Consider the following 23,669-nt stretch of genomic DNA (forward strand, 5'->3'; position numbering starts at 1 on the left):
GCAAGGACGCCATCACCTGCGCAACGAGCCCCAATCGAAAGGAAACGGATACGGCCAGCCCGCTGACCGAGCGCACTGGGAGGTAAAACACCCTTGAAAATGGTGCATCGAGTGCTTAAAATGATCGCCAGTCCTTGTGTTTTTCGTAAATTTGCCAACATATGTAAGTTTAATTTACAGATACTTTTTACGATGCAACACTACATTCGCTAAGTTTCTTTTTCAGATATATTTAGTAAATCAAATCGAAACATGGCTGCCTCTACCACTCCCACTCTCCATCGCTGACGTCTCATCCGGTTTCCCGTTGGGACGCCGAGCGGCTTCGCGCATTTCTGACCGAAGGGGGTGATTTTTGGAACGCTTCGCCGAGGAGCCGGCCATCACTTGGGATCCCCAAGTCGTCGAAAGGGGTCCCGCCACACCCGGTGCCGATGATGACTCGGGTACCATCACGCGAATCGGGGCGTATCAAGTGGAGCGCGAACTGGGCCGAGGCGGCATGGGCCGTGTCTTTCTCGCGACCCGCGCTGACGACACCTACAAGAAGGTAGCGATCAAGATCCTCAAGCGGGGCATGGATACGGAGGACATCCTTCGCCGGTTCTATCAGGAACAACAAATCCTCGCGCGCTTGAAGCACCCGTATATCGCCCATCTCTACGATGTGGGACAAACCGATACCGGCCTGCCCTTTTTCGTCATGGAGTACATCCACGGAAAACCCATCGATCACTATGCGGCGCATCACGATCTCTCGACGAAAGAGCGGCTCGAGCTTTTCATGAAGGTTTGCCGCGTGGTGAGCTATGCCCACCAAAATTTAGTGGTCCATCGGGACCTGAAGCCGGCCAACATTCTGGTGACCGCCGATGGCAACCCCAAGCTGCTGGATTTCGGAATCGCGGGTTTGTTGGACCCCGTCAGCATGGCGCCCCAAGCCGCTACCGCCAAGGGCAAGAGCATGCTGACCATCGACTACGCGAGCCCCGAGCAACTGCGTGGCGAACGATTGGACACCCGTACCGACGTGTTTTCACTGGGCGTCATCTTATACGAACTTCTGGCAGGAACCCGGCCCTACCACTACGCAAGCCAAAACCCCTTGGTGGCCGAGGAGCGCATCGCCGAGGGCCGGCCCGATCCGGTCAGCGAAGCGGCCCAAAGACAGCATGATCGCCGAAGCGGCGAGCCATCACGAGAAAAGGGCCGATGGCTGCGGCAGAGATGGACCGGCGCGCGATCGGGCCAAAGACTGGGTGCCGATCTGGACAACCTCCTCTTCAAGGCCCTGGCCTACGATTCGCGATACCGCTACGGATCGGTCGAGGTTTTCGAAGCGGATATTCGGCGATACCTACAATGCTTACCTGTGCATGCCCACGCCACGAGTTATGTGTACCGCTTGAGGAAGTTTTCAGTGCGAAACCGCTGGACCATCACGGCGGCGGCGTTCTTTTGCGGGTTGTTGATCGGATTCTCCTTCTACGCATTGCACCTCAAGCATCAATCGGAACGGGAACGCGACAAAGCCGAAAGTACCCTTCGGTACCTGGTCGACATCTTCGATGTGAACGATCCGAAGTTGGGTCCCTCCATGACGGCCAAGGATTTATTGGAACGAGGGGCCCAAAACATCGAACACGGGCTCGTGGATCAGCCCCAGATACGCGCCGATTTGCAATACGCCTTGGGAGCGGCCTACCATGGGCTCGGTCTGACGCGAGAAGCGAAGCCCTTGGCTGCGGCCGCGTTGGCGGCCCGCCGTCTAGAACGGCCACTGGACGGTGAGGCGGTGACCCAGGCGGCCTATTTGATGGGTGCCCTTCATCTGAACGACATGGCGTATGAGCAAGCGTTGACCTGCTTCGAGGAAGCCGAGACCCACTCGATCGCAAGCCATGGCGTCGACAGCGAACGAACCATGGTGATCAAAAATGGGATTGGGACGCTGTATTGCTCCCTGGGCAAATTCGATTTGGCCGAGGACATTTTTGTCGAGGTCCACGACATCGGCGTTCGGGTGCTGGGCGAAAATCACCCGAAAACCATGGTGGGTTTGAGCCAATTGGCGGTCATCTACGGCTATCAACGCAAAAGCGCCGAGGCGATCGATGCCTACTCGCGAGCCCTGAACATCTGCCGAGAAGTCGAAGGCCCCTTGAATGCCCACACCCTCGGGATCACCCACAATTTGGCCAACGAATACGCCGGTGTCGGCGAATACGACAAGGCCATCGACCTGTTTCGCCAGCTCGTGGAAGGAAGCCGTAAAATGTACATGGAAAGCCATGTCCTGGTGGTCAGCGGCTTGACGGGATTGGGCAGCTCCCTGCTTGCCACGGGTCAACTCGCCGAAGCCGAACGCATTTTGTACGAAGCCCTGGAAGCGATGAAAAACAACGAGCCTGCCACCCGGCGTCGCATCGTTTCGGCCCATATTCATCTCGGCACGATTCACTACAAACGCGGCGACAGGGAAAAGGCCGAAGCCTTCTTTCGAAAGGCGCTGGGCATCGCGCTCAATACGTTCCCCGACGATCACCACTTCATCGCCCGGGCGCGGGTGAGATTGGGAGAACTCTATTTGGGCAAGGGAGACCTGAAACAGGCGAGGTCCCTGTTGCAAGAGGCGGTCTTCGCCTATCGAAAGAAGTACTCCGACGACAATGCCGAAACGGCGATCGCCCTGAGCATTCTGGGTTCGTGCCTGGCGGCGGAAGGCCGTTTCGAGGAGGCGGAACCCATGCTGCGGGAGAGTCACCGAAATCTCCAGAAGTATTGCGGAAAAAGTGTATCCATCCACAATGCCTGGGTCCGCATTCAGGAATTCGAGCGGCTGCGGCAACAGGCTCTGGCCGGCTCGCCCGGCGGTTGAGACGTTTCAAGAGAGAACCATTTTGTCCACTAAAATCACGAAAAGACACGAAAAAGATACTCCCGGCCCCGATCTGCAGGTCATCGGAGGTGGTTCTCGGAAACCGGGAAGTCACTGCCCACGAATCAAACGGATGAACACGAATATGCATCCACTTGAGCATGTCGGAGAACGGGCTACCACAGCGGTGAAAAAGGGTATAAATGTCAAGAATTATAAGCGCTTATGCGTGGCTGTCCCCGCCGCAGTCCCTGTCCACTAAGAACACCAAAGGACACGAATCAGAATTTTTCCACGTAATGGTCGCCGGAGTACCGCCCGTCCTTATAAAATCGGGAACCCGTGATCCGTGGACAGACTTTTTAACAGGACGTCACGGGTATGAGCCCATCTCGCCCATGGCCCGGTGATCCGAAGCTGCCGGGAACCGGGGCGGCGGGTTCACCGCCCCGGTTCGGGCTCACTTTTTCTTTTTGCGGGGAATGTACAGGTCCGTGATGGTGCCCTCGAACGCTTCGGCGGCGAAGGCGACCGTCTCGCTCAAGGTCGGGTGCGCGTGCACCGTGAGGCCGATATCCTCGGCATCGCAACCCATCTCGATGGCCAGGCCCGCCTCGGCGATGATCTCGCCGGCGTTGGTGCCCACCGCGGCCGCACCGATCACGCGGCCCGTGTCCTTGTCGAACAGGAGCTTGGTGACGCCCTCGTCGCGGCCCAGGGCCAACGATCGACCGCTGGCCGCCCACGGGAAGGTGCCCTTGCCGTAATTGAGGCCCTGCGCCTTGGCCTGTTCCTCGGTCACGCCGACCCAGGCCACTTCCGGATCGGTGTAGGCCACGCTCGGGATCACCCGGGCGTCGAAGAAGCTCTTGTGGCCCGCGGCGACTTCCGCGGCCACCTTGCCCTCGTGGGTCGCCTTGTGGGCCAGCATCGGCTGCCCGACGATATCCCCGATCGCGAAGATGTGCGGCACGTTCGTGCGCTGCTGGTTGTCGACGGCGATGAAGCCGCGCTCGTCCACGGCCACGCCGGCGTGCGCCGCACCGATCAGCTTGCCGTTGGGCGCGCGGCCCACCGACAGCAGGACGCGGTCGAACAAGTCCTCCGAGGGCGCCTTCTCCCCTTCGAAGCGGACGCGAAGACCCGCTTCCTCGGCTTCGATCGCCGTCACCTTGGACTCGAGGTAGATGTTCTCGAACCGCGCCGCCATTCGCTTCTGGAAGGGCCGCACCATGTCGCGGTCGGCGCCCATCATCAACCGGTCGAGCAATTCGACCACGGTGACCTTGGTCCCCAACGCCTCGTAGACGGTGGCCATCTCCAAACCGATGATGCCGCCGCCGATGACCAGCAACCGCTCGGGAATGTCGGCCAATTCCAGCGCCCCGGTGGAATCCATCAAGCGCGGATCGTCGTAGGGGAAGCCGGGGATTTGTACCGGTCGCGAACCGGCCGCGATCACGGCGTAGCGGAAGCTGATCGTGCGCACGTCGCCTTCGTGGCTGACCTGCATCTCGTGGGGGCCCACGAAGGACCCGGTCCCGTGCACCACGTCCACCTTGCGGCTCTTGGCCAACTGGCGAATGCCGCCGGTGAGTTTGCCGACGACGCCGTCCTTCCAGGCGCGCAACTTGTCCAATTGGATTTCGGGCTTGCCGAACACGATGCCGTGCCGGCTCATGTGGGCGGCCTCGTCGATGACCTTGGCGCTGTGCAGCAAGGCCTTGGACGGGATGCAACCCACGTTCAGGCAAACGCCGCCGAGGCTCGCGTCGCGCTCGACCAACACCGTTTTCAGGCCCAGGTCGGCACCGCGAAACGCGGCGGTATAGCCGCCCGGCCCGGAACCCAGGACCAGGAGATCGCAGTCGAAGGTTCCCTCCGGCGCCGCGATCGGCTCGGCTTGGGCCGTCTCGTTCCGGCCAAGTGCCGGAGCAGGCTCGGCGGGAGCAGGTTTCGGGGCCGGGGCCGACTCGGCGACCTGGGGTTTGGCGCCCGCGTCGGTCGCGGCGCCGGCCTCCATGATCGCGATGACATCGCCCTCGTTCACCGTGCCGCCGGCTTCCACGGACAAGGAGACCAGGGTCCCGTCGGTCGGGGCCGGTACTTCCATCGACGCCTTGTCGGTTTCCAGCGCGATCAGCGAATCGCCCTCGGCGACGCGATCACCCACGGCCACCAAGATTTCGACCACATCCACGTCTTTGAAATCGCCCAGCTCGGGCACGCGCACTTCGATCTTGTCACTCATCGAATCCTCCTTCGCGTTCCGCGCGTTCTCGCGTCACAGCAACAGGCGACGCAGGTCGCCCAGCATGTATGCGAGGAAGCTGGTGAAGCGCGCGGCGGCGGCGCCGTCGATCACGCGGTGGTCGTAGGAAAGGGAAAGCGGCAGCATGAGACGCGGCACGAAGGCCCCGTTCTCGTACACGGGCTTCCAACTGGATTTGGAGACACCCAAAATGGCGACTTCCGGCGCGTTGACGATCGGCGTGAACGAGGTCCCACCGATGCCGCCGAGGCTGGAAATGGTGAAGCAGGCGCCCTGCAGGTCGGCAGGCTTGATCTTGCCGTCACGCATGCGGAGGCTGGTTTCCACCAACTCGCCGGCCAATTCGTAGATGCTCTTGCGGTCCACGTCACGAATGACGGGCACCACCAGGCCGTTGGGCGTATCCACGGCAATCCCGAGGTGATGGTACATTTTGCGGATCAGGCTCTCACCGTCGGGGCTCAGCGAACTGTTGAAGTCGGGATACTCCTTGAGCGCCGCCACGACGGCCTTCATGATGAAGGCGATCGGGGTCAGCTTGAAGCCGCGTTTCTTGGCCTCCTCGCCGTTGGCCTTGCGGAAGGCTTCCATTTCGGTGATGTCGGCGTCCTCGTGCTGGGTGACGTGCGGGACGTGCAGCCAGCTACGGTGCAGGTTGGCCGCGCTCACCTTGCGGATGCGGCTGAGCACGACGGTTTCGGTCTCGCCGAACTTGCTGAAATCGATGGCCGGCATCTCGGGCAGGGCTCCGCCACCGGCCGCGGCGGCGGGCGCCTGGAGCCGGCGTTTCACGTACTTCTGCACGTCTTCCTTGACGATGCGTCCCTTGCGCCCGCTGCCCGACACCTGGGTCAGGTCCACGCCCAACTCGCGGGCGAACTTGCGGATCGCCGGGCTGGCGTAAGGCCGGGCACCGGGATTGGCGCTAAAGGCGTCGCGCTCGGACTGGCCCGAGGCGGCCTCGCTCGCCGCCGGTGCGGCCGGCGCCTTGGGCGCTTCGGCCGGCGCGGCCGGAGGCGGAGGTGCCGCCGCTTCCGTTTCCGCGGGAGCGGGCACGGCCTCGTCCGGCGCCATCGCCTGGGCTTCCGCGGCCACGGCACCGCCTTCGCCGGGTTCGAGCGTCGCGATGACGCTGCCCTCGCTCACCAAATCACCCACCGAAACCCGTACCTCTTTGATCACACCGTCGTGCGGCGCGGGCACTTCCATCGAGGCCTTGTCGGTCTCCAGGGTAATCAGCGGATCCTCGGCCGCGACACGGTCGCCCACGGCCACCAGCACCTCGACCACATCCACGTTGTCAAAATCACCGATATCCGGAACCTTCACTTCTTCCAGATTAGACACGAAATCCTCCTGCTCTTGCTCTTGTCGCGCACACCTGTGGAAGGGGACCGATCCGTCAGGAAACCTGGGGATCGGGCGCTTCCGGATCGATTTCGAACTTGGCGATCGCCTCGGCCACACCCTCGCGCTCGAACTGGCCACGATCGGCCAGGACGGTCAGGGCGGCCACCACGACGTGACGGTAATCGACTTCGAAGAAGGCACGCAGGGCAGCCCGGGTGTCGGAGCGACCGAAGCCGTCGGTACCCAATGTCACGTAGGGTTGTTTCAAGAAGGGCCGGATCTGGTCGGAATAGGATTTCATGTAGTCGGTGGCCGCCACGATCGGGCCATCGAAGTCGGCGAACATCTGGCTGATGTAGGCCTGTTTGGGTTCGTCCTTGGGATGCAATCGGTTCCAGCGCTCGACGGCGAGGCCGTCGCGACGCAGCTCGGTAAAGCTGGTCACGCTGTAGACGTCGGCCATGATGCCATACTCCTCGGCCAGGATTTCGGCGGCCCGCTCCGACTCGCGCAGGATGGTGCCGCAACCCAGCAGGGCGACCCGTTTGTCACCGGCGGGCGCACGGCGCAGGCAGTAGATCCCGCGTCGAATCCCCTCTTCCACGCCTTCGGGCATGGCCGGGTGGAAATAGTTCTCGTTCATGGTGGTCACGTAGTAGAACACGCTCTCCTGTTCGGCGTACATGCGCCGCATGCCGTCTTGGAGAATGACCGCCAGCTCGTAGGCGTAGGTGGGATCGTAGGACACGCAGTTGGGCACGGTGCTGGACATCAAGTGACTGTGTCCGTCCTGGTGCTGGAGCCCCTCGCCGTTGAGCGTCGTGCGACCCGAGGTCCCGCCGATCAGGAAGCCGCGCGCCTGCATGTCGCCGGCGGCCCAGATCAGGTCACCCACGCGCTGGAACCCGAACATCGAGTAGAAGATGTAGAAGGGAATCATCTGCACGCCGTGGTTGGCGTAGGAGGTGCCCGCGGCGATCCAGGAACTCAGCGCGCCGGCCTCGTTGATACCTTCTTCGAGGATCTGACCGTCCTTCGCCTCGCGGTAGGGTGCGATCTGACCGGCATCGACCGGTTCGTAGAGCTGACCCACCGAGGAGTAGATCCCCAATTGGCGGAACATGCCCTCCATCCCGAAGGTCCGTGCCTCGTCGGGAATGATGGGAACCAGGTGATCCTTGAGATTTTTGTCGCGGGTCAGCACGGTCAGGAAACGAACGAAGGCCATCGTCGTGGAGATCTCGCGCTTGCCGCTGCCGTCCAGCAAGGCCTTGAAGCTGGCCAACTCGGGAATCTCGAGCGGCGCGGCATCCACCGTGCGGGCGGGGAAAGGTCCACCCAACGCCTCGCGCCGGGCCTGCATGTATTTCAGTTCCGGGCTGTCTTCGGCGGGTTTGTAGAACGGTGCCGATTCGATTTCCTCGTCCGAAATGGGAATGCTGAAGCGGTCGCGGTAGTGCCGCAGGGCGCGCTCGCCCATTTTCTTCTGCTGGTGGCTGATGTTCTGGCCTTCGCCGGCTTCACCCATGCCGTAGCCCTTGACCGTTTTGGCCAGGATCACCGTGGGCCGCCCCGTGTTCTGCATCGCGGCGGCATAGGCCGCGAAGACCTTGTACGGGTCGTGGCCGCCACGCGTGAGGGCCCAGATCTCGTCGTCGCTCATGCGTGCGACCATTTCCTTGAGTTCGGGATACTTGCCGAAAAAGTGTTCGCGCACGAAGGCCCCGTCGCCCGAGGCGCGGTAGGCCTGATACTCGCCGTCGACCGCCTCTTCCATGCGGCGCGCCAGCAAGCCCTTGTGATCCTGGGCGAACAGCGGGTCCCAGTTGGAACCCCACAGCACCTTGATCACGTTCCAGCCCGCACCGCGGAAATTGCCTTCCAGTTCCTGAACGATCGACGAGTTGCCACGCACCGGGCCGTCGAGCCGCTGCAGGTTGCAGTTGACGACGAAGACCAGGTTGTCGAGTCGTTCGCGACCGGCCAGCGAAATGGCGCCCAGGCTCTCCGGCTCGTCCATCTCGCCGTCGCCCATGAAGGCCCAGACCTTGCGGCCCTGGGTTTGGACGATCCCGCGGTTTTGCATGTATTTCATGAACCGCGCCTGGTAGATGGCCATGATCGGTCCGAGCCCCATCGATACCGTGGGGAACTGCCAAAAGCCAGGCATGAGCCAGGGGTGCGGATAGGACGACAGCCCGCCCTTCTGGACTTCCCGGCGAAAACGCAGCAGGTGTTCTTCGGTCAGCCGTCCTTCCATGAAGGCCCGCGCGTAAATCCCTGGCGAGGAGTGACCCTGGATCATCACCAGGTCGCCGCCGTGGCTCTCGTTGCGGGCGTTGAAGAAGTAGTTCATGCCGACGTCATACAAGGTAGCGGAAGAAGCGAAGCTCGCTATGTGGCCCCCCAGCCCGTCTTCCGCGCGATTGGCGCGCACCACGATGGCCATGGCGTTCCAGCGGATGATGTCGCGAATCCGCTTCTCCATCGCCGCATCCCCCGGAAGTTTCTCCTCCATATGCGGTGGAATGGTATTCACGTAAGCCGTGGTGGCTTTGTAAGGCAAATGGGCCCCCCGACGCCTTGCCTTGTCGATCAAAGTCTCCAAAAGGAAATGAGCCCGTTCGGGCCCCTCTTGGTCGAGTACCGCTTCCAGGGACTCGACCCATTCTCGAGTTTCCTCCGGATCGATATCGCGCGGATGTGCTTTGTGGGGCATACCGCTTCCTCCTTCCGTCAAAATTCGTGGTCCGGATGGTCGGAGGCTAACCATTCTTGAACCAAAGGTCAATGAGATTCGCGTTTTTGAATGACCATTCGGAAAGTGGGCCTCCAGCAGGGGCCGCGGCCGATCGGGAAAGTCGCTCACCAGGTTCGTGTCAAATTCACAAAAACACCTCATCAACCGCATGAAAACCAAACGGTTACTGGTGGCCAGCCAATCGCGACCACGCCTTGAAAAAACCGATATTTCAAATTATTGGGCGTGATATTTTCTTTTCGATGGCGACCGCCGATTCACGCCGGTTTTCGAGGAAACGGGAGGCGGCGCAAAAGAGATGGACATCCTTCAAAAGAGGCGGCAATCGATTCCACCGCCCGCCCCGTTCTTTTTCACCCCACCTCGAGCCGAAAAGCCACCACTCCTGCCATCCACTATTAAATGAATGAAGCTCGATTGGTATTCCCAACCCAAAAGCACGACACCCGTTATTTTGGTCAGGATCAAAGATCCATCCATGGAAACGGGGCCAAGTGGCACATATCCAGTGAACTCGGGGATTCCACCGGGTGATGGCGCGGTCCCGGGTCCGTCGGAGCCGGAAAGCACCTCCCGCGGTTTTTAACGTGAAGGTGCATTTTTAGCTTGAACCTGAGACTGAGTATCAATAAGCTATGCAGTGTGGGTCGTTCGAACCCGGACCATTTACCGTATCAGGGGGCTCCCGTGGAGAATCGCTGCTTTCATCCCGGAAATTTCAAAATTTCTTGGACTACCCAGGTCCAGACCGATTTCGTCGTATCCGAAGGTAAGGTTATGTCTCCCAAGTGTTGTGACCACAAGCCCAAACCCCACGTCAAATTCGAATGTTTCGATTGCGGCTTCACCGCCTATTATTCGCCCAACCGGGCACCCCACTGGTTTCGTGCCAAGCTGGAGGCCGCCGGCACCCATTTCCCGCAAGAGCGGCAGGATGTCATGGAACAGGTGATTACCGCCGTCGCCTGAGCTACCTCGGCCGGCACATATGACATTCTGGCTTTCCAGCATTTGTCAAAATTTACAAAAGGGCCCTTCTCAAGGGCCCTTTTTCATTTTATAGTCGCGGCAAACCCCCGAGAGCTTTCCCCATCCGCCAATCTCCTCAGGGAGAACGGCTCAGCTCGTCGACAGATCGATGAAGTCGATGAAAAGGAGTCCCCATGGACGCACTCTATCGCCGCGAGGTGATGCAAGACATCAAGGAAGCGCTGGCGCGCCGAGGACTGGACGAATCCCAGGACGAAGCGGCCCGAATCGAACGCGAAGAATTCGAGGAAGGATATCTGTTCGGGCGTCTGCAGCGTTTGTGTCAGCTATGGCGAAACGACGACATTCATCAGTACGAATTTCAAACCAAGGCGCTGACCATTCACGGTTTGATCTGCGAATACGAGGAAGCGCATCCCCAGGATGGCGAATCTTGTGAGTGAACATCCTGGAACGGACGAAACGGAGGGGTCACCGGGCATTCGGTTCTTGGTATAGACAGGTGGGGCTGCTCTTGCAATCGATCCTGGCGCTGATTCTTCTCTCGCGGCACATGGCGCCTTCGTCCCGCGGTTTCACCATGAAACCGTCGCTGCCCGAGATCTCCGGGGCCTGTTCCGTCTCGAAAGTCCGTCCTTCGACCCGGTGCGCCCGCCGCCCGGCACCCATCGCGCCCGAACGCCGCGAACGGAAGGCGAATGTGGTGCGTTGGGATTGGTCCTGAAAGCGCGGGAGATCCCCGCCACGAAGCGTAGTTGTGCTCACAAAGTTGTGGCTAGACCTTGATCGACAGCTCATACTGGTGCATACTGCGTTGGCAATGAACGGCTTAATTTGAGGGAATTCCATGCCGAACGTGAGGCTGCTCGCCAACCTCGCCAGCACGATGCTGGTCTGTGGTTTTTTTCCCGTTTTGTGCGGGCAGATTACCGGCCCCGATCCCCAGGAGCCGCTCACCGGTAGCCAAAGTTTTCAGTTCAGCCTGATCCAGATCCCCGTGTGGGTCGCCGACAAGCGCGGCCGCCCGGTGGGCGGTTTGACGGCGGACGACTTTCGCCTGATCGTCGACGATCGGCAAGTGGTCATCGAGGGATGCGCGCCCGCCTACGATCGTCCGATGGAAGTCGTGTATTTGCTGGACATGTCGGGGAGCATGGAGATCGGCCACAAACTGCTGGGATCGGTTCAGACGATCGACTACCTGTTAGATCAGCACCAGCGCGACGATCTCTGGAAGGTCATCATTTTCTCCGATTCCGAGGTGTTGGCCATCGCCGACCAGGAGCACAAGAGCCACTGGCACATGAACAAGAACAAGCTGAAGGGGTACGGAAAAACCGCGCTTTTCGACGCCCTGAGCTCCAGTCAGGCCTATTTCAGCAAGGACGGCCTGACCAATCGCGCGTTGTTGCTGTTCACCGACGGCAACGACAACCAGAGCCGGCTGACCGAAGAGCAGTTGCTCAAGGTGTTGCGCATCATCGATGTGCCGGTGTTCATCGTGGGCATCGCCGACGGGTTCGTGCCGAGCGGATCCGAGGATCGTGAAGATCTTGGCTTGAAAACTTTGCAGGAAATTACAACAATCACTGGCGGTGAGCTGATTATCGCCAAGGATGCGCGTCAGTTACCGCAAATCTCGGCACTCCTCACGGAGAAGATGCGGCCCCAATATATGCTTTCCATCACCGTGGAGAAAAAATCCGGCGATCCACGCCGCCGACTGGATGTCGTCGTGGACCGTCGTGGCGATCACCAGGTTCGTTTTCGCCGAGGTTACGTGGGCTCGATGCCCGAAATTGTTGGAGGAAATTAAATGAGATTGATCGCGATAACCCTCGTGTTGTGTCTGTTGTCGCTGAATTGTGCAACGAAAAAGTTCGTGGACCAGGAGATCGAAGCCTCGGAAGTGCGCACCCAGCGCCAGATCGAGGACATCAAACGCCAAGTCGAAGAGACCCAGACGGAAATCCGCGACATGGCCAAAGAAATGAACTTGCAGATCGAAGGCTTGGAAGAGACCAACGAGAACATTTCGAAAATGGTCGAAGAGAACCAGCAGATGATCGCGCAATTCGGTCAGCTCCGCTTCCAGAAAACACTTTCGGAAGCCGAAGCGAACTTCCGCAGCGACAAATTCGAATTGACCGATGCCGCTCGCGGCGAGCTGGATAAATTCGCAGACCTGCTGATTCGCCAGAACAAGCTGGTCCACATCGAGATCCAGGGCCACACCGACAGCCGTGGTACCAAGGACTACAACATGAAGCTCGGCCAGGACCGCGCGGAGTCGGTGCGTGAATACCTCTACAAGAAACACGACATCCCGCTGCACCTGATGAACACGGTGAGCTACGGTCCCGACAAGCCGATTGCCGAAAATGACAGCGCAGGGGGACGGGCCAAGAACCGTCGCGTGGTGCTCGTGGTTCGCATTCAGTTCTAATCGAATCGCGGCGCCGCCGTCCTCACCCAAGAAACCCACGTGGAACAAATCCACGTGGGTTTTGTTATGTATGGGAACGTCCAAGGACGAGGGACCTGGGAAGGATTCCCGATTTCTGGAAGAATGGAACTCCCCGGGGCGGTGAAGATGGTGCACGCCACCGACCCCGCAATGGAATGACGCGGATGACGAGGAGGCGCTCGTGTGGTCGCAATGGAATCTGTGGCACGTGGTTTCGGACCCACGCGGCTACTTTTTTTGGCTCGTGGTGGTTTCGCTGGCGGTGGCGGCGTTGGAGCGCCTCTTCCCGTGGCGCCGGGAGCAGAGCCCGGCACGGCGCGGGATCGTCCAGGACCTGTTCTTCCTGATCTTCAACGGCCACTACGCCGGAATGATGTTGGCCATGGCGGCCGGTTGGCTCACGATGTGGCTGGAACGCACGCTGAACTTGCCGCTCGTCAGCGGTCCGCGTAGCTGGAACCTCCTGGCGGACACGCCGCTCTGGGTTCAGTTCGTCGTCTTCTTCCTGCTCAAGGACCTGCTGGAGTACAGCATCCACAACCTGTTGCACCGAGTCCCCTGGCTGTGGCAATTCCACAAGCTGCACCACTCGATCGTGGAGATGGATTGGATCGGCAACTTCCGCTTCCACTGGATGGAAATCGTGGTGTACCGCTCGCTGAGTTACTTCCCGCTGGTCGTGCTGGGCGTTGATGGCGGCGTCATCCTGACCATTGCCGTGATCGCCACCCTGATCGGCCACCTGAACCACGCCAACCTGAATTGGACCTACGGTCCGCTGGGGTACATCTTCAACTCGCCGCGCTTCCACATCTGGCACCACGACGTCATTCCCCACGGCGGCCACGGCAAGAACTTCGCGATCGTCTTCAGCATCTGGGATTGGCTGTTCGGCACCGCCTACCGCCCCGCGGCCGAGCAACCGGATGAATTGGGCTTCGACGATTTGGATCGCTTCCCCGAAAGCCTGCCGCGCCGGTTGCTGTACCCCTGGGTGCGATGACCGCCAGTCTCCCGCGACCGCACACCTCTCCAGCAATCGCTGTATTTCCAGACATTCCCACGTTTTCATCACAACGGGTGCAGGTGCGAACCCGGCCGGTGGGGATGGTGAAACGGGCGGATTGCCCTCCCTGCCTCGCTCCGTTATGATGGAACCATCGACCCGCCATCGTCACCCAGGTTACAGGAGGACTTCATGAACAGCGTGATGCACCGACTCCCCGTTCGCACGATCGCCGCCGTCTGCTTTTTGATGGGCGCGGCCCATCCGCTTCTGGCGCAAGGCGGGTTGCGATATACCGTCCAGGTTCTCAAGTTCGAGAATCGCGCGGGCTGGAGTGCGCAATGGGACTTGGGTGAAGCATGGGAAGCGGTGCTGTCGGAAGAGCTCAACAAATCGGGCAACTTCATCGTCATCGCCGGCACCGACGCCCGCAAGGCGAGCATGGACGAGCAGGACTTCGCCCAATCGGGCCGCGCCGCCTCGGGCGACAAGGGCCCCAAAACCGGGTTCATGACCCCGGCCCAACTGATCGTGACCGGAACCATCGATTCCTTCGACGACGGCACCGAGGGCCGCGGTTCCTCGGCCAGTTATCGCGGCATCGGCCTGCGCTTCAAGGGCGGCACCTCGATCATCGGCGGCACGGTGTCCTTCGTGGACGCCACCACGGGCCAGGAAATCGCGTCGCACCGCTTCGAGGAAAAGGTCAAGAACAAGGGCGTCAAGCTTTCCTACAGCAAGTGGGGTTTTTACGGCGACGTGGACGCCTTCCGCAAAACACCGTCGGGCAAGGTGATCGCCAAGGCCTGCGACAACGTGCTGGGCTTCCTGGCCGGACAATTGGACAACGTGATTTGGACAGGCAAGGTCATTCGAGCCGACAGCGGCCGCATCATGATCAACCGCGGCACGCGCGAAGGGGTCAGCGAGGGTCAGATCCTGAAGGTCGGCTATTCGGAGGAGATTCGCGACCCGGACACCGGCGAGCTCCTGGACCTGGACCTCACCGAGAAGGGCCGCATCCGGGTGAAGACCGTCAAGGAAAAGCTCAGCATTTGCGAACCGATATCGGTCGACGGCAAGAAACCCTACAAACCCAAGCAAGGGCAAACGGTGTTCAATTAGCGGAACCGGGAACCGGCGGAAACAGTCGCGAAGTCCCTCCGGCATCCTCGACAAAAAATGAACCCGTCCAGCTCTCCGGTTTTTTGGCCTGTATGGCGACCGAGATCACCGATCCCGGGCGCCCGACCAAAACCAGAGAGGTGGTGTCATGTCCGTCGTTTCAAGCGATGCCAAGCAGCTTCAAGGATTGCAAAATTTCGCGATCAAAATCCAACCGCCCGAAGACGGCGTTTGTGACGTTCTGATTCTCGACTCGCCGGCCGGACAGAGCTCCGGCAGGATGGAACTCCCCTTTTCCCTGGCCGATTTGATTCCGTTTCTGAAAGAACGGAAAATGCCCGGATTTGGAAACGCAGGTGACGCTCCCAAAACCGACCTGACCCCCGAAGCGGTGGGTCACGCCCTCTTCAATGCCCTGTTTCAGAGCAAAGTTCGCGACCAATACCTACTCAGTTTTCCGCGCGGGGAAGAGGTTTTGCGGCTTCAATTGCGGATGGATGTCCGTTCCCAGGATATGCAGGCGGTATCGGAACTCCCCTGGGAGCTGATGCTGGAACCCGGCAAAATCGATCCCATGGGTATTGGTAAGCGTTTCTCGATCGTCCGCCACTTGGACGCCGACAAACCCGTCCGCCCCATTCCCTTCCCCAGCCCACTGAAAATCCTGGCCGTGTTGCCCGAACCGACCAATTGCGGGAAGACACACCGTGATAGCTTCGTGGCGTCGATGAGGAAGGTCCTCGAGCCGATCGCAGGACTCGAGCTGGAAATCATCGATCGGGGTGTGACCCCGGCGAAAGTCTTCGAGAGGCTTAAGTCCTTTCGACCGCACGTGCTCCATTTCGTCGGCCATGGCGGCCGTCCCGCCAACGAATGGATCCTTTGTTTCGAAGACGCATCGGGACGAGCCAAGCCGATGAGTGCGGTGGCCTTCTCGCGTTCCATCAGGGACATCGACTCCCTGCGACTCATCAACTTGGTCGCCTGCCAATCCAGTCGTGCCGAAGAGGGCAACAATCCGTTCAATGGCCTGGCTCAGGCGCTCGTGATGAACCCGAATCTCGACGTGGCCGTGCTGGCCATGCAATTCGTGGTCAAAATCGACGCCGCCGAGGCGTTTTGCAAAGCGTTTTTCCAAAGCCTGGTTCGCGACGAACGGACCCTGGATCAGGCGGTCAACGACGGCCGGCTCGCGATCTACCAAATGCGGCCCAACAGTGTCGAGTGGATCACACCGGTCCTGTACGTGCGTGGCGACAGCACGCAAATCTTCTCGCCCCCCGGCAGCCAGCAGGTCCTCCTGAACACCTACAACAGCCGGGCGCGCGTCGAACGCGATCAAAAGTTCGACCCCGAGGCCGTCGTCATCGACCTGGGTGATCTCTTCCCCGGCGAAGACGTGAAAGGCCGCCTTCCCAAATATGCCGATTCCTGGGGCCGGGATATCCTGCCGCGTATCAAACGAGCCTTCACGCACCTCGAAAAGCCCAAGCACATCAAGGTCAAGGGTGACGCGATTCAATCGGCCTGGATGACCCTGGGACATCAATTCGGCCCACCCAACACCTGGCACCTGTCGGTGGCTCAAGCCAACCAAAAGACGGGGAAGGTCGAGCTCTGGTCGGACAAGGGCGAACCCACCCCGGTGGATATCGAACCCACCCACATCGCCGACCTGGGGCCCGGTGGAGATCTGGCGGTGTCGATCGCCATTTCGACGCCGATCGAGGGTTCGGTCAAGGCCCACATCGACGAACGGGCCGGAACCCACATCGGAAACTGGCTGCAATTCCGACCTCGATTGGATCCCGACCGCGCCGCGCTGGACGGCGGCCGCGAAGCGCTCGATCTGGTGCGCGCGATCGCCAAGATCGTTCGCCGCGAACGCGACCGGCTTCAAGCCGAAAAAATCCACCTGTTCCTGGCCGGTCCGGCCGCCTTCGCCTTTTTCCTGGGGGTCCACCTGCGGGCCGCAGGCTTGATCCAACTCTATGAATTCGAGGGAGGCAGCTACCACCCGACGGCCCTTCTCGGCGGGTGACGGGCACCGCCGGCGTGCAGGGTTCCACTTTTTTGAAAAAAAGTGCGAACCCCCAGCGCGCCGCGGTTTTTTCTTTTTCAAACAGCCATCGTTCACGTCGCTTCCCGAGAAAAGGAGCCCCCATGTCTTGCACGCTGTACGCCTTCGAAGCGCGATCGATCCAGGACTACATCCTGGAGGGCGGTCGATTGCGCGACATGATCGGCGGTTCGGAACAGGTAGAGAGCCTGACCGGACGCTACCTCGATCAAGCCCTCACCCACCTCGACCTGCACCCCGGTGAGGATCTCGCCTTCATTCGCCGCGCGGGCGGTGTGTTCCGCATCATCTGGCAATCGGAAAGGCCGGTAGAGGACCTGCGCGACTACTGGAGTTTTTTGGTTCAAAAAGTAGCCCCTGGCCTTAGTTTCACCCAGGCGATCGCCAGGGCCGACACCCTGAAGGAGGCGAACGCGAAACTGACCGCCTCCCTCGGACAGGACCGCAATCGCCCGCGCCCACTCGCCCCCGCGGCCGCACCCTTCGCGGAGCGGGCACCCCGCAGTGGACGGGTGGCCGTTCGTCACGAAAACTACCGAGACCAATCGCACGAGTACCTGGACGAAGTCACCCAGGCAAAGCGCGAACTGGTCTCCAAACTCCTGGGCGGCCAAAAGCACGGGAATACCCAAACCGAAAGCCCCTTTGCCTTGCTGAAGAAGTTGGCACCCCAACACGGCGCCGAGAAGTATGTCTGGCCGCTTCACTTTCTGCCCCAGGAAAGCCACGGCGACGGGCAGCCCTCCCTTCTGAGCGGCGACGAAGCGCGCAGTTACGTGGCGATCCTTCACGCCGATGGCAACAACCTCGGCAAGCTGGTGGGCAAAGTGGTCGAAGTCGCGGCAGAAGAGCCAAAGACCTTCGCGAGGGCCATGCTGCAATTTTCCAGGGAGATCGGCGATGCGACCCGACGCGCGGTCCGTACCGCCATTCACGCCATTCCCACCAAGGATTGCCGCACCGACGCGCAGGGCAACTACATCATTCCCCTCCGCCCACTCGTCCTTGGCGGTGACGATGTCACCGTTGTCCTGCCTGCCGTCCACGCCCTGGCGTTTACGGAGGTCTTCCTAAAGGCGTTCGAGCGCGAGACGGGCGCGGCATTCGCCGAACCTTCCATGCAACACAAGTTCGGCCAGGTGTTGCCGGAGGCGATGACGGCCTGTGCGGGGATCGCCTTCGTGAAAGGGACCATGCCCTTCGGACCGAGCTACGCGGTCGCCGAAGAGCTGTGCCGCATGGCCAAGATCCGTTCCCGAGATTCGGTCGAGACCGAGACGGACGATGATCGTTTGCCCGGCCCTTCATGTCTCGCGTTCCATCGTATCCGCAGCAGCCACCTTCCGGATTACCAAACCATGCGCGAGCGGGAACTGACCCAGGGCCGTTTCACCACCAGTCTGCAACCCTTTGCCATCTCTTCCGACCTTCCTTCCCTGAACCGGCCACATTCGATTCCGAAATGGAGTGACTTTCAAGAGTTCGCCGAAGTCCTCGGCGGCACCAGCCGCAGTGCGATTCGGGAACTGTTGCGCCTGCCGAGCATGAGTGCGGAACACTTGGAGCGGGGTTGCCGACGATGGCGAGAGAACATCGAAGATCGAGATGCCTCCTTGCCCCACGACGCCAAGACCCTCGTCCGGTTGAAACGCCTTCTGGATCGGCTCTACGAAAAAGCGAATCCAACCGAGCGCCCAAACACGCCGGAACACGCATTGAACCATCCGCGAACCAAGCCCTCGTCCTCACCCGACGAGCCATCCCTCAGCACCCAAACGAGCGAGCGGTCCCCGTCCGCGCAACCCCTTCGAGAACCGCTCTGCCAGATACTCTTTCGCGAGGATGCCACACCGCTGGGGGACTACGAAACCCTGCAAGCGGTGGGTTGCCGATTTGGAGGTGACACATGAGCCCGACCATCCCTGTAGACCGCGGCCCTGCCGCGGCGGAACCCGCCCTTCGCTTCGAGATTTCCTCCTATTGGCATACCGGAGGCGCGGCATCGGGCGGCTTCGTGCTCGACAATCTCGCAAAGCGCGACGCCCACGACCTACCCTACGTACCCGGTCGCACCGTCAAGGGCCTGGTTCGAGATGCCTGCCTGCGCGCGGAACATTGGGGTCGCTTGGATCGGGGAACCACCGATCGCTGGTTCGGGACGAGTACCGAAACTACCGGGCGGACCCGCTACGAAACGGAGCCGGGCCTGTTGGGCTTCGACGATGCGGTCTTGCCAAAGGAAATCACCGCCGTCCTGGCCACCCGCGAAGCCGCACACCTGGCCGCCCATCTCTATCGGCACATCCACGCCACCAGCATCGATGCACGCACGGGGCACGCCAAAGACAAGAGCCTGCGCGGAACCGAAGTGGTGGTCCCGCTCACCTTGCGCGCGCCGATCTTTTTCCCGATTCCCGGCACGGCATCGAGCCTGGGTGACTGCTGGCCGTCCGACCTCGAACGGGCACTTTCGCTGATTCGCGGGCTGGGCATGTCTCGCAGCCGAGGGCTGGGCCGGGTTCGGGTCCGGTTGGAACATCCCGATCTCGTGCGGCCCGCATCGGAGGTGTCGCCATGATCAAGCGCCATTTCGAAGTTCTCTTGGAGTCGGATACGGTCATCAAAAACCACGGTGGAACGGTTCAGCAGACGCACTCCTGTCTGGACTACCTGCCCGGTTCGCTGTTTCTCGGAGTGGCGGCAGCCTCCATATACGGCCAAGAGCGGGACCCGAAAACCTGGGCCCTGTTCCACTCGGGACAGGTTCGGTTCGGGAACGCACTGCCCCTGGACGGCCAGGGACGCGTCGCCTTTCCGGTGCCCCACTCCTGGCACCACGACAAAGGCAAGGCGGCAAAAACGGGAGACCATTTCGAGGCCGATCACCTGGTCAACCTGGCTGCATGCTCGGCGGCGCATTGCCCACCCCAAAAGCTCTCGCAACCGCGTCAAATCAAGGAAGGATACGTGACGGATGCCGGCGAGGCGATCCAGCCGCGAACCCAGCCCAGTTTGAAGACAGCCATCAATCCAAGCCTGGGCCGAGCCAAGGACAGCGCGCTTTTTTCGATGGAATCACTCTGCAAGGGACAGCGATTCGCCTTCGACCTGACGATCGACGAGGCGATCGAAGGCCAGGATCCGGGAGCCTTGCTCGACGAGCTGGCCAGGTCGCTCATGGGCCGGAAGCGCTTGGGCGGCTCTCGTTCGGCCGAGATGGGAAAGGTCATGATCCGCGAAATCGACGCCCCAGCGCAACCCAGCCGCGACGACCGGTGGAACGCGAGCCATGAGCTGTGCCTGTGGTTGCTTTCGCCGGCCTGGCTCGTGGACGAGCGCGGTTTGCCGGCGGATGCGATCGATCCGTCTCGTTGGGGGTTGCCTTCCGGGCGATTGGATCCATCCCGATGTTTCCGGCGCTTTCGCACGGACGTGAGATTCAATGCCAAGTACCGCCGCTTCGAACTCGAGCGCCATTTGGTGGAAGCCGGCAGTGTGTTGGTTTTCCGCTTGGATCGATCCGCGGAGCAGGAGCAGCTCGATCGACTCGCCCGCGGAATCGGCGGCATGCGGCAGCAGGGCCTGGGAGACGTGCGCGTCAATCCGAGCCTGCTATTCGACTCTCGGCCACGATTTTCGGCCGACACCAGGCTGGAGCCGACGGCGCGACTCGATTTGCCTGTCGAACGAGAGCATCCCAAAAGCTGCCACCCGCTGCTGCGCTGGTTGCGACAACAGGAATCGGATCAGGACCGCGAACGTCGCGCCATGGTTCGAGCCCTTGCATGGCGCGACGAACTGCACCACTGCTACGAATCGGCTCGGGTCCGCTACGGCGCGACGCCAGGCAAGCGCATGGGCCCATCTCCCAGCCAATGGAACCGCGTACGTGCAATGGCGAAAGGACTCTTGTTGGGCGACGCGATCCTGCCGGACCGGAAAGACATGGCGGGCACCCAATGGAAGGAAGCCCTCGTGGAACGCCTCTGCGGTAAACCGCTCGAAAAACGCGCTGACAACCGGCACCACGACCGTCGGCAAGACCGCCCATCGGCAATCTGCGACTTCGAGGACGCGGATTGGGGTTTGGTGTTCCTCCTCGAGCGCGACCGGCAGATGGTGTCGCTTTCCTTCGCGGAATGGTTGGCACACTGCATCGCCAGTTGTGAGGAGCCACCCTTTCTCGAGCTGGAAATTCTGGCTCGCGAAGGTCAGACCATCGCGGCCTCCATGGAACTGACAGCCACATGTCCCCTAACCTCGGAAAAGGAGATCGACCATGGATAAGCACCGCAGCCGAGACATCACCGATCCACCCACCGACCGACTGGCTTGCCACTTTCTGTACCTTGCCCGCTTGGTTCTACAAACCGAGGCGCCCCTCTCGATCGGCCAAGGAGATCCGGGCCCGTTCGACAACGACCTGGTCCGCGATGCCAACGGCCTGCCCGCCATTCCCGGCTCTTCCTTCGCAGGCGTCCTGCGTCACGCATTTCGGCGCCGGCTCGCATCATCGGGGTTGGCTCCGGTCGATACGGAGATCACCGAAGGCGAGCAAGCGCAGGTACCGGTCTCCGACACGGAAGACGCCACCACCTTCCTGTTCGGCGGCACGGGTGAACAAGAGCTCCATTCGCGAGTGGCCGTATCCTGGGGCTGCATTCACGACAGCCACGATCGACCTGTGGAAGGGCTGCTTCTGAGTGACGATCGAAGGAGGCTGTTCGAGGACCCATTACTGCGCGACGCACTCCAGGCGGCACCGATCCTTCGCGATCACGTGGCCATCGATCACCGTGGCGTCGCCGCCAATTCGGCCAAGTTCCAACGTGCCAGCCTCACGAAAGGCCATCGCTTCAGCATCGAAATATCGATGTGGAGCGACCGGTCCGAGGACCCGCACTGGCGAGCGCTGCTCCACCTTTTGGAGTCACCCGGGTTTCGCCTCGGCGGTGCCACCCGTCGCGGACTGGGCGCACTGAAGGTGGTGCGGCGCCACCAACGCATGTTCGACATGACGTCACCCCGAGATTTCGACGACTTCGCGGCGCTGAGCCCTTCGTTGGCAGACACAACCGGTCTGGTTTCGGTGGACGCCGATTCGGCCGAGGCTGCCCATGCCTCGCATGAAGAGGTCATGGCTTCCCAAACCGACGGCATCGGTGTCGAACTCGAGTTGACGCCGGTGGACACCTTCCTTTTCGGCGGTGGATCGGCAGCGATCAACCCGAACTGGGACAACGACGCGAAGATGAAACCGATACGGGAGACGATGGTTTCCTGGCACGAGGGATCCGGGTCCATCGGCGAGACCTATTGCCTCATACCCGCCAGCTCGGTCAAGGGCGCCCTGAGGCATCGCACGGCCTACCACTACCACGCTCTCCGCGGCATCTACGCCGACTGCGCCTCCGATCCCCTGACTACCTATGCAAGTGATCCCCGCGAAGCGCTGGGGCTCGCGCGAGCGGATTCCCCCAAGGCGGTCCCGGCGGCGTATCAAACCCGCCACAATCCCGCGGTATTCGCACTTTTCGGCAGCGCTCCCCTCGAGAACCGAGAGGCTGTCGCCACGAGCGACGAGTCCGATCCGGAACCGGACGGATGGACACGTCCGGGCCTGGTGCTGATCGAAGACAAGCACCTCTCGAAGGATCGGGTGACTCCCCTGCTGCTTCGCCACAACAGCATCGACCGCTTTACCGGCGGCGTACGCCGTCACGTCCTGTTCGGCGAGGAAGTGGCCACCCTGTCACCTCCTGGTTCCGAGGGCCCTGCCAGGCAGGGATCGAAAAAGAAGGGTCCGGTAAGAGCAGTCGAGCCCATCCGGCTTGCGATGCGCGTGCTCCAACCCGACGATCCCGCGTTGCGGCCCAGGGAGGTCCGCCAGGCGTTTAACCGGGCCTTGGTCGACCTCGCCGAAGAACGTTTGGCCCTGGGCGCAGGCGGGAACCGCGGTCACGGCTACTTTCGCGGCCGGGTGATTTGGGAGGACGGCGGTACTTGGGTCAACGGAGAACCACAAGGAGGACACCATGAATCCTGAGCGTTTGTTGCAACTGATCCACGGGGATCAAACGATTGCGGCGAAAACCGGAACCCCTGCATCTGCAGGTAGGACCGAGTCACCCAAGCCCCTGCTCTCCACCGGGGCCCCCTATCACCTGTGTACCTTGACCGTACAGGCTTCCCAGATCTCGGATGCAGGATCGCTTCGGAACCTAATTAGCGATCGAGCCGCGGCTTATCCCGACCTCGAAGGTTGGATCTGCCGCGAATCGGAGGTCTACGCATTCACCGATGCGGCCGGCATCGCGGACGCCTGCTCCGACCCGACCGGTCCGATCCGCTTCGGCGAACTGGCACTGAACGACCAAACCTCGATTCACATCCTGCCAGGCGAAGGCGTCGGCTGGCACTGCCTGACCGTCACGGAGGGCGAAGGTTCGGATTATTTGGCCGAGGAGGTCGTACACCTCGGCCAAAGGCACGGTGGTTTCGCCAAAAATCTCGCCTATCTGCGCTATTGGCAACCGGTTTCCGAACGCGGCTATCTCATCACGGCTACGCGGTTCACGGGTTTTCGAGCCCGCAAGCACCGAGAGGGCGCTTCCAGGAAGATGGAGACGACGCCCGTGGCTTGACATCGGCCGGAAGCGAGGGATACGCGGCGAGGCCATTCCTACCGCGACCAGAGCGGATGGAAAACGCCGTCGCCGTCCCTCCCGAATCGACACGTT

At 61.1% G+C, this 23,669-nt stretch carries 16 protein-coding genes; 13 read left to right on the forward strand and 3 right to left on the reverse strand.

The features are described from left to right. The first annotated feature begins 355 nt into the window (after positions 1-355). Positions 356-2,878: a serine/threonine-protein kinase gene (locus J3U87_RS33420; protein WP_237380320.1), complete on the forward strand. Its 2,523-nt coding sequence runs from the start codon at positions 356-358 to the stop codon at positions 2,876-2,878. A 460-nt stretch (positions 2,879-3,338) separates the two neighbouring features. On the opposite strand, the gene lpdA is transcribed toward J3U87_RS33420, so the two are convergent. Genes lpdA through aceE form a run of 3 tightly spaced genes read right to left on the reverse strand, consistent with a single transcriptional unit; the run spans position 3,339 to position 9,219 of the window. Continuing rightward, positions 3,339-5,129 (reverse strand): dihydrolipoyl dehydrogenase, encoded by a 1,791-nt coding sequence (gene lpdA, locus J3U87_RS33425; RefSeq protein WP_420038241.1) that lies wholly within the window; start codon positions 5,127-5,129, stop codon positions 3,339-3,341. Between the two features lie 33 nt (positions 5,130-5,162). After that, positions 5,163-6,497: a dihydrolipoyllysine-residue acetyltransferase gene (gene aceF / locus J3U87_RS33435; protein ID WP_420038242.1), complete on the reverse strand. Its 1,335-nt coding sequence runs from the start codon at positions 6,495-6,497 to the stop codon at positions 5,163-5,165. A 55-nt stretch (positions 6,498-6,552) separates the two neighbouring features. Then, positions 6,553-9,219, reverse strand: coding sequence for a pyruvate dehydrogenase (acetyl-transferring), homodimeric type (gene aceE / locus J3U87_RS33440; protein WP_237380322.1), 2,667 nt, complete (start codon positions 9,217-9,219; stop codon positions 6,553-6,555). A gap of 819 nt (positions 9,220-10,038) precedes the next feature. Between aceE and J3U87_RS33445 the strand changes: the two genes are divergently transcribed. From J3U87_RS33445 to J3U87_RS33500, 12 genes are all read left to right on the forward strand, one after another. Then, positions 10,039-10,230, forward strand: coding sequence for a hypothetical protein (locus J3U87_RS33445; RefSeq protein ID WP_237380325.1), 192 nt, complete (start codon positions 10,039-10,041; stop codon positions 10,228-10,230). A gap of 194 nt (positions 10,231-10,424) precedes the next feature. After that, positions 10,425-10,694, forward strand: coding sequence for a hypothetical protein (locus tag J3U87_RS33450; protein WP_237380327.1), 270 nt, complete (start codon positions 10,425-10,427; stop codon positions 10,692-10,694). Positions 10,695-11,098: 404 nt separating this feature from the next. Further along, positions 11,099-12,067, forward strand: coding sequence for a vWA domain-containing protein (locus tag J3U87_RS33455; protein WP_237380329.1), 969 nt, complete (start codon positions 11,099-11,101; stop codon positions 12,065-12,067). After that, complete coding sequence (locus J3U87_RS33460) at positions 12,068-12,697, forward strand: OmpA family protein (RefSeq protein WP_237380331.1); 630 nt, start codon at positions 12,068-12,070, stop codon at positions 12,695-12,697. A gap of 202 nt (positions 12,698-12,899) precedes the next feature. After that, positions 12,900-13,721: a sterol desaturase family protein gene (locus J3U87_RS33465; RefSeq protein ID WP_237380333.1), complete on the forward strand. Its 822-nt coding sequence runs from the start codon at positions 12,900-12,902 to the stop codon at positions 13,719-13,721. A 195-nt stretch (positions 13,722-13,916) separates the two neighbouring features. After that, on the forward strand, positions 13,917-14,849 hold the full coding sequence (locus J3U87_RS33470) for a CsgG/HfaB family protein (RefSeq protein ID WP_237380335.1): 933 nt from the start codon (positions 13,917-13,919) through the stop codon (positions 14,847-14,849). A gap of 148 nt (positions 14,850-14,997) precedes the next feature. Further along, positions 14,998-16,890 (forward strand): SAVED domain-containing protein, encoded by a 1,893-nt coding sequence (locus tag J3U87_RS33475; protein ID WP_237380337.1) that lies wholly within the window; start codon positions 14,998-15,000, stop codon positions 16,888-16,890. Positions 16,891-17,012: 122 nt separating this feature from the next. Further along, positions 17,013-18,839 carry a Cas10/Cmr2 second palm domain-containing protein gene (locus J3U87_RS33480; protein ID WP_237380339.1) on the forward strand — a complete coding sequence of 609 codons (1,827 nt, stop codon included), beginning with the start codon at positions 17,013-17,015 and terminating at the stop codon, positions 18,837-18,839. Next, positions 18,836-19,507 carry an RAMP superfamily CRISPR-associated protein gene (locus J3U87_RS33485; protein WP_237380341.1) on the forward strand — a complete coding sequence of 224 codons (672 nt, stop codon included), beginning with the start codon at positions 18,836-18,838 and terminating at the stop codon, positions 19,505-19,507. The genes J3U87_RS33480 and J3U87_RS33485 overlap by 4 nt, the downstream gene beginning before the upstream one ends. After that, positions 19,504-21,216, forward strand: coding sequence for a hypothetical protein (locus tag J3U87_RS33490; RefSeq protein WP_237380343.1), 1,713 nt, complete (start codon positions 19,504-19,506; stop codon positions 21,214-21,216). The genes J3U87_RS33485 and J3U87_RS33490 overlap by 4 nt, the downstream gene beginning before the upstream one ends. Beyond that, positions 21,209-22,975: an RAMP superfamily CRISPR-associated protein gene (locus tag J3U87_RS33495; protein WP_237380345.1), complete on the forward strand. Its 1,767-nt coding sequence runs from the start codon at positions 21,209-21,211 to the stop codon at positions 22,973-22,975. The genes J3U87_RS33490 and J3U87_RS33495 overlap by 8 nt, the downstream gene beginning before the upstream one ends. After that, positions 22,965-23,573 carry a hypothetical protein gene (locus J3U87_RS33500; RefSeq protein WP_237380346.1) on the forward strand — a complete coding sequence of 203 codons (609 nt, stop codon included), beginning with the start codon at positions 22,965-22,967 and terminating at the stop codon, positions 23,571-23,573. The genes J3U87_RS33495 and J3U87_RS33500 overlap by 11 nt, the downstream gene beginning before the upstream one ends. Positions 23,574-23,669: the final 96 nt, after the last annotated feature.

It is taken from the genome of Sulfidibacter corallicola, from assembly GCF_017498545.1.
In the GTDB taxonomy this organism is placed as follows: Bacteria; Acidobacteriota; Holophagae; order Acanthopleuribacterales; family Acanthopleuribacteraceae; genus Sulfidibacter; species Sulfidibacter corallicola.

Coding starts and splice junctions, on each gene's coding strand:
- J3U87_RS33485 (WP_237380341.1), top strand. CDS start 18,836: ATGAGCCCGACCATCCCTGTAGACCGCGGCCCTGCCGCGGCGGAACCC.
- J3U87_RS33475 (WP_237380337.1), top strand. CDS start 14,998: ATGTCCGTCGTTTCAAGCGATGCCAAGCAGCTTCAAGGATTGCAAAAT.
- J3U87_RS33455 (WP_237380329.1), top strand. CDS start 11,099: ATGCCGAACGTGAGGCTGCTCGCCAACCTCGCCAGCACGATGCTGGTC.
- J3U87_RS33495 (WP_237380345.1), top strand. CDS start 21,209: ATGGATAAGCACCGCAGCCGAGACATCACCGATCCACCCACCGACCGA.
- aceE (WP_237380322.1), bottom strand. CDS start 9,219: ATGCCCCACAAAGCACATCCGCGCGATATCGATCCGGAGGAAACTCGA.
- J3U87_RS33500 (WP_237380346.1), top strand. CDS start 22,965: ATGAATCCTGAGCGTTTGTTGCAACTGATCCACGGGGATCAAACGATT.
- lpdA (WP_420038241.1), bottom strand. CDS start 5,129: ATGAGTGACAAGATCGAAGTGCGCGTGCCCGAGCTGGGCGATTTCAAA.
- J3U87_RS33470 (WP_237380335.1), top strand. CDS start 13,917: ATGAACAGCGTGATGCACCGACTCCCCGTTCGCACGATCGCCGCCGTC.
- J3U87_RS33450 (WP_237380327.1), top strand. CDS start 10,425: ATGGACGCACTCTATCGCCGCGAGGTGATGCAAGACATCAAGGAAGCG.
- J3U87_RS33480 (WP_237380339.1), top strand. CDS start 17,013: ATGTCTTGCACGCTGTACGCCTTCGAAGCGCGATCGATCCAGGACTAC.
- J3U87_RS33445 (WP_237380325.1), top strand. CDS start 10,039: ATGTCTCCCAAGTGTTGTGACCACAAGCCCAAACCCCACGTCAAATTC.
- J3U87_RS33460 (WP_237380331.1), top strand. CDS start 12,068: ATGAGATTGATCGCGATAACCCTCGTGTTGTGTCTGTTGTCGCTGAAT.
- J3U87_RS33490 (WP_237380343.1), top strand. CDS start 19,504: ATGATCAAGCGCCATTTCGAAGTTCTCTTGGAGTCGGATACGGTCATC.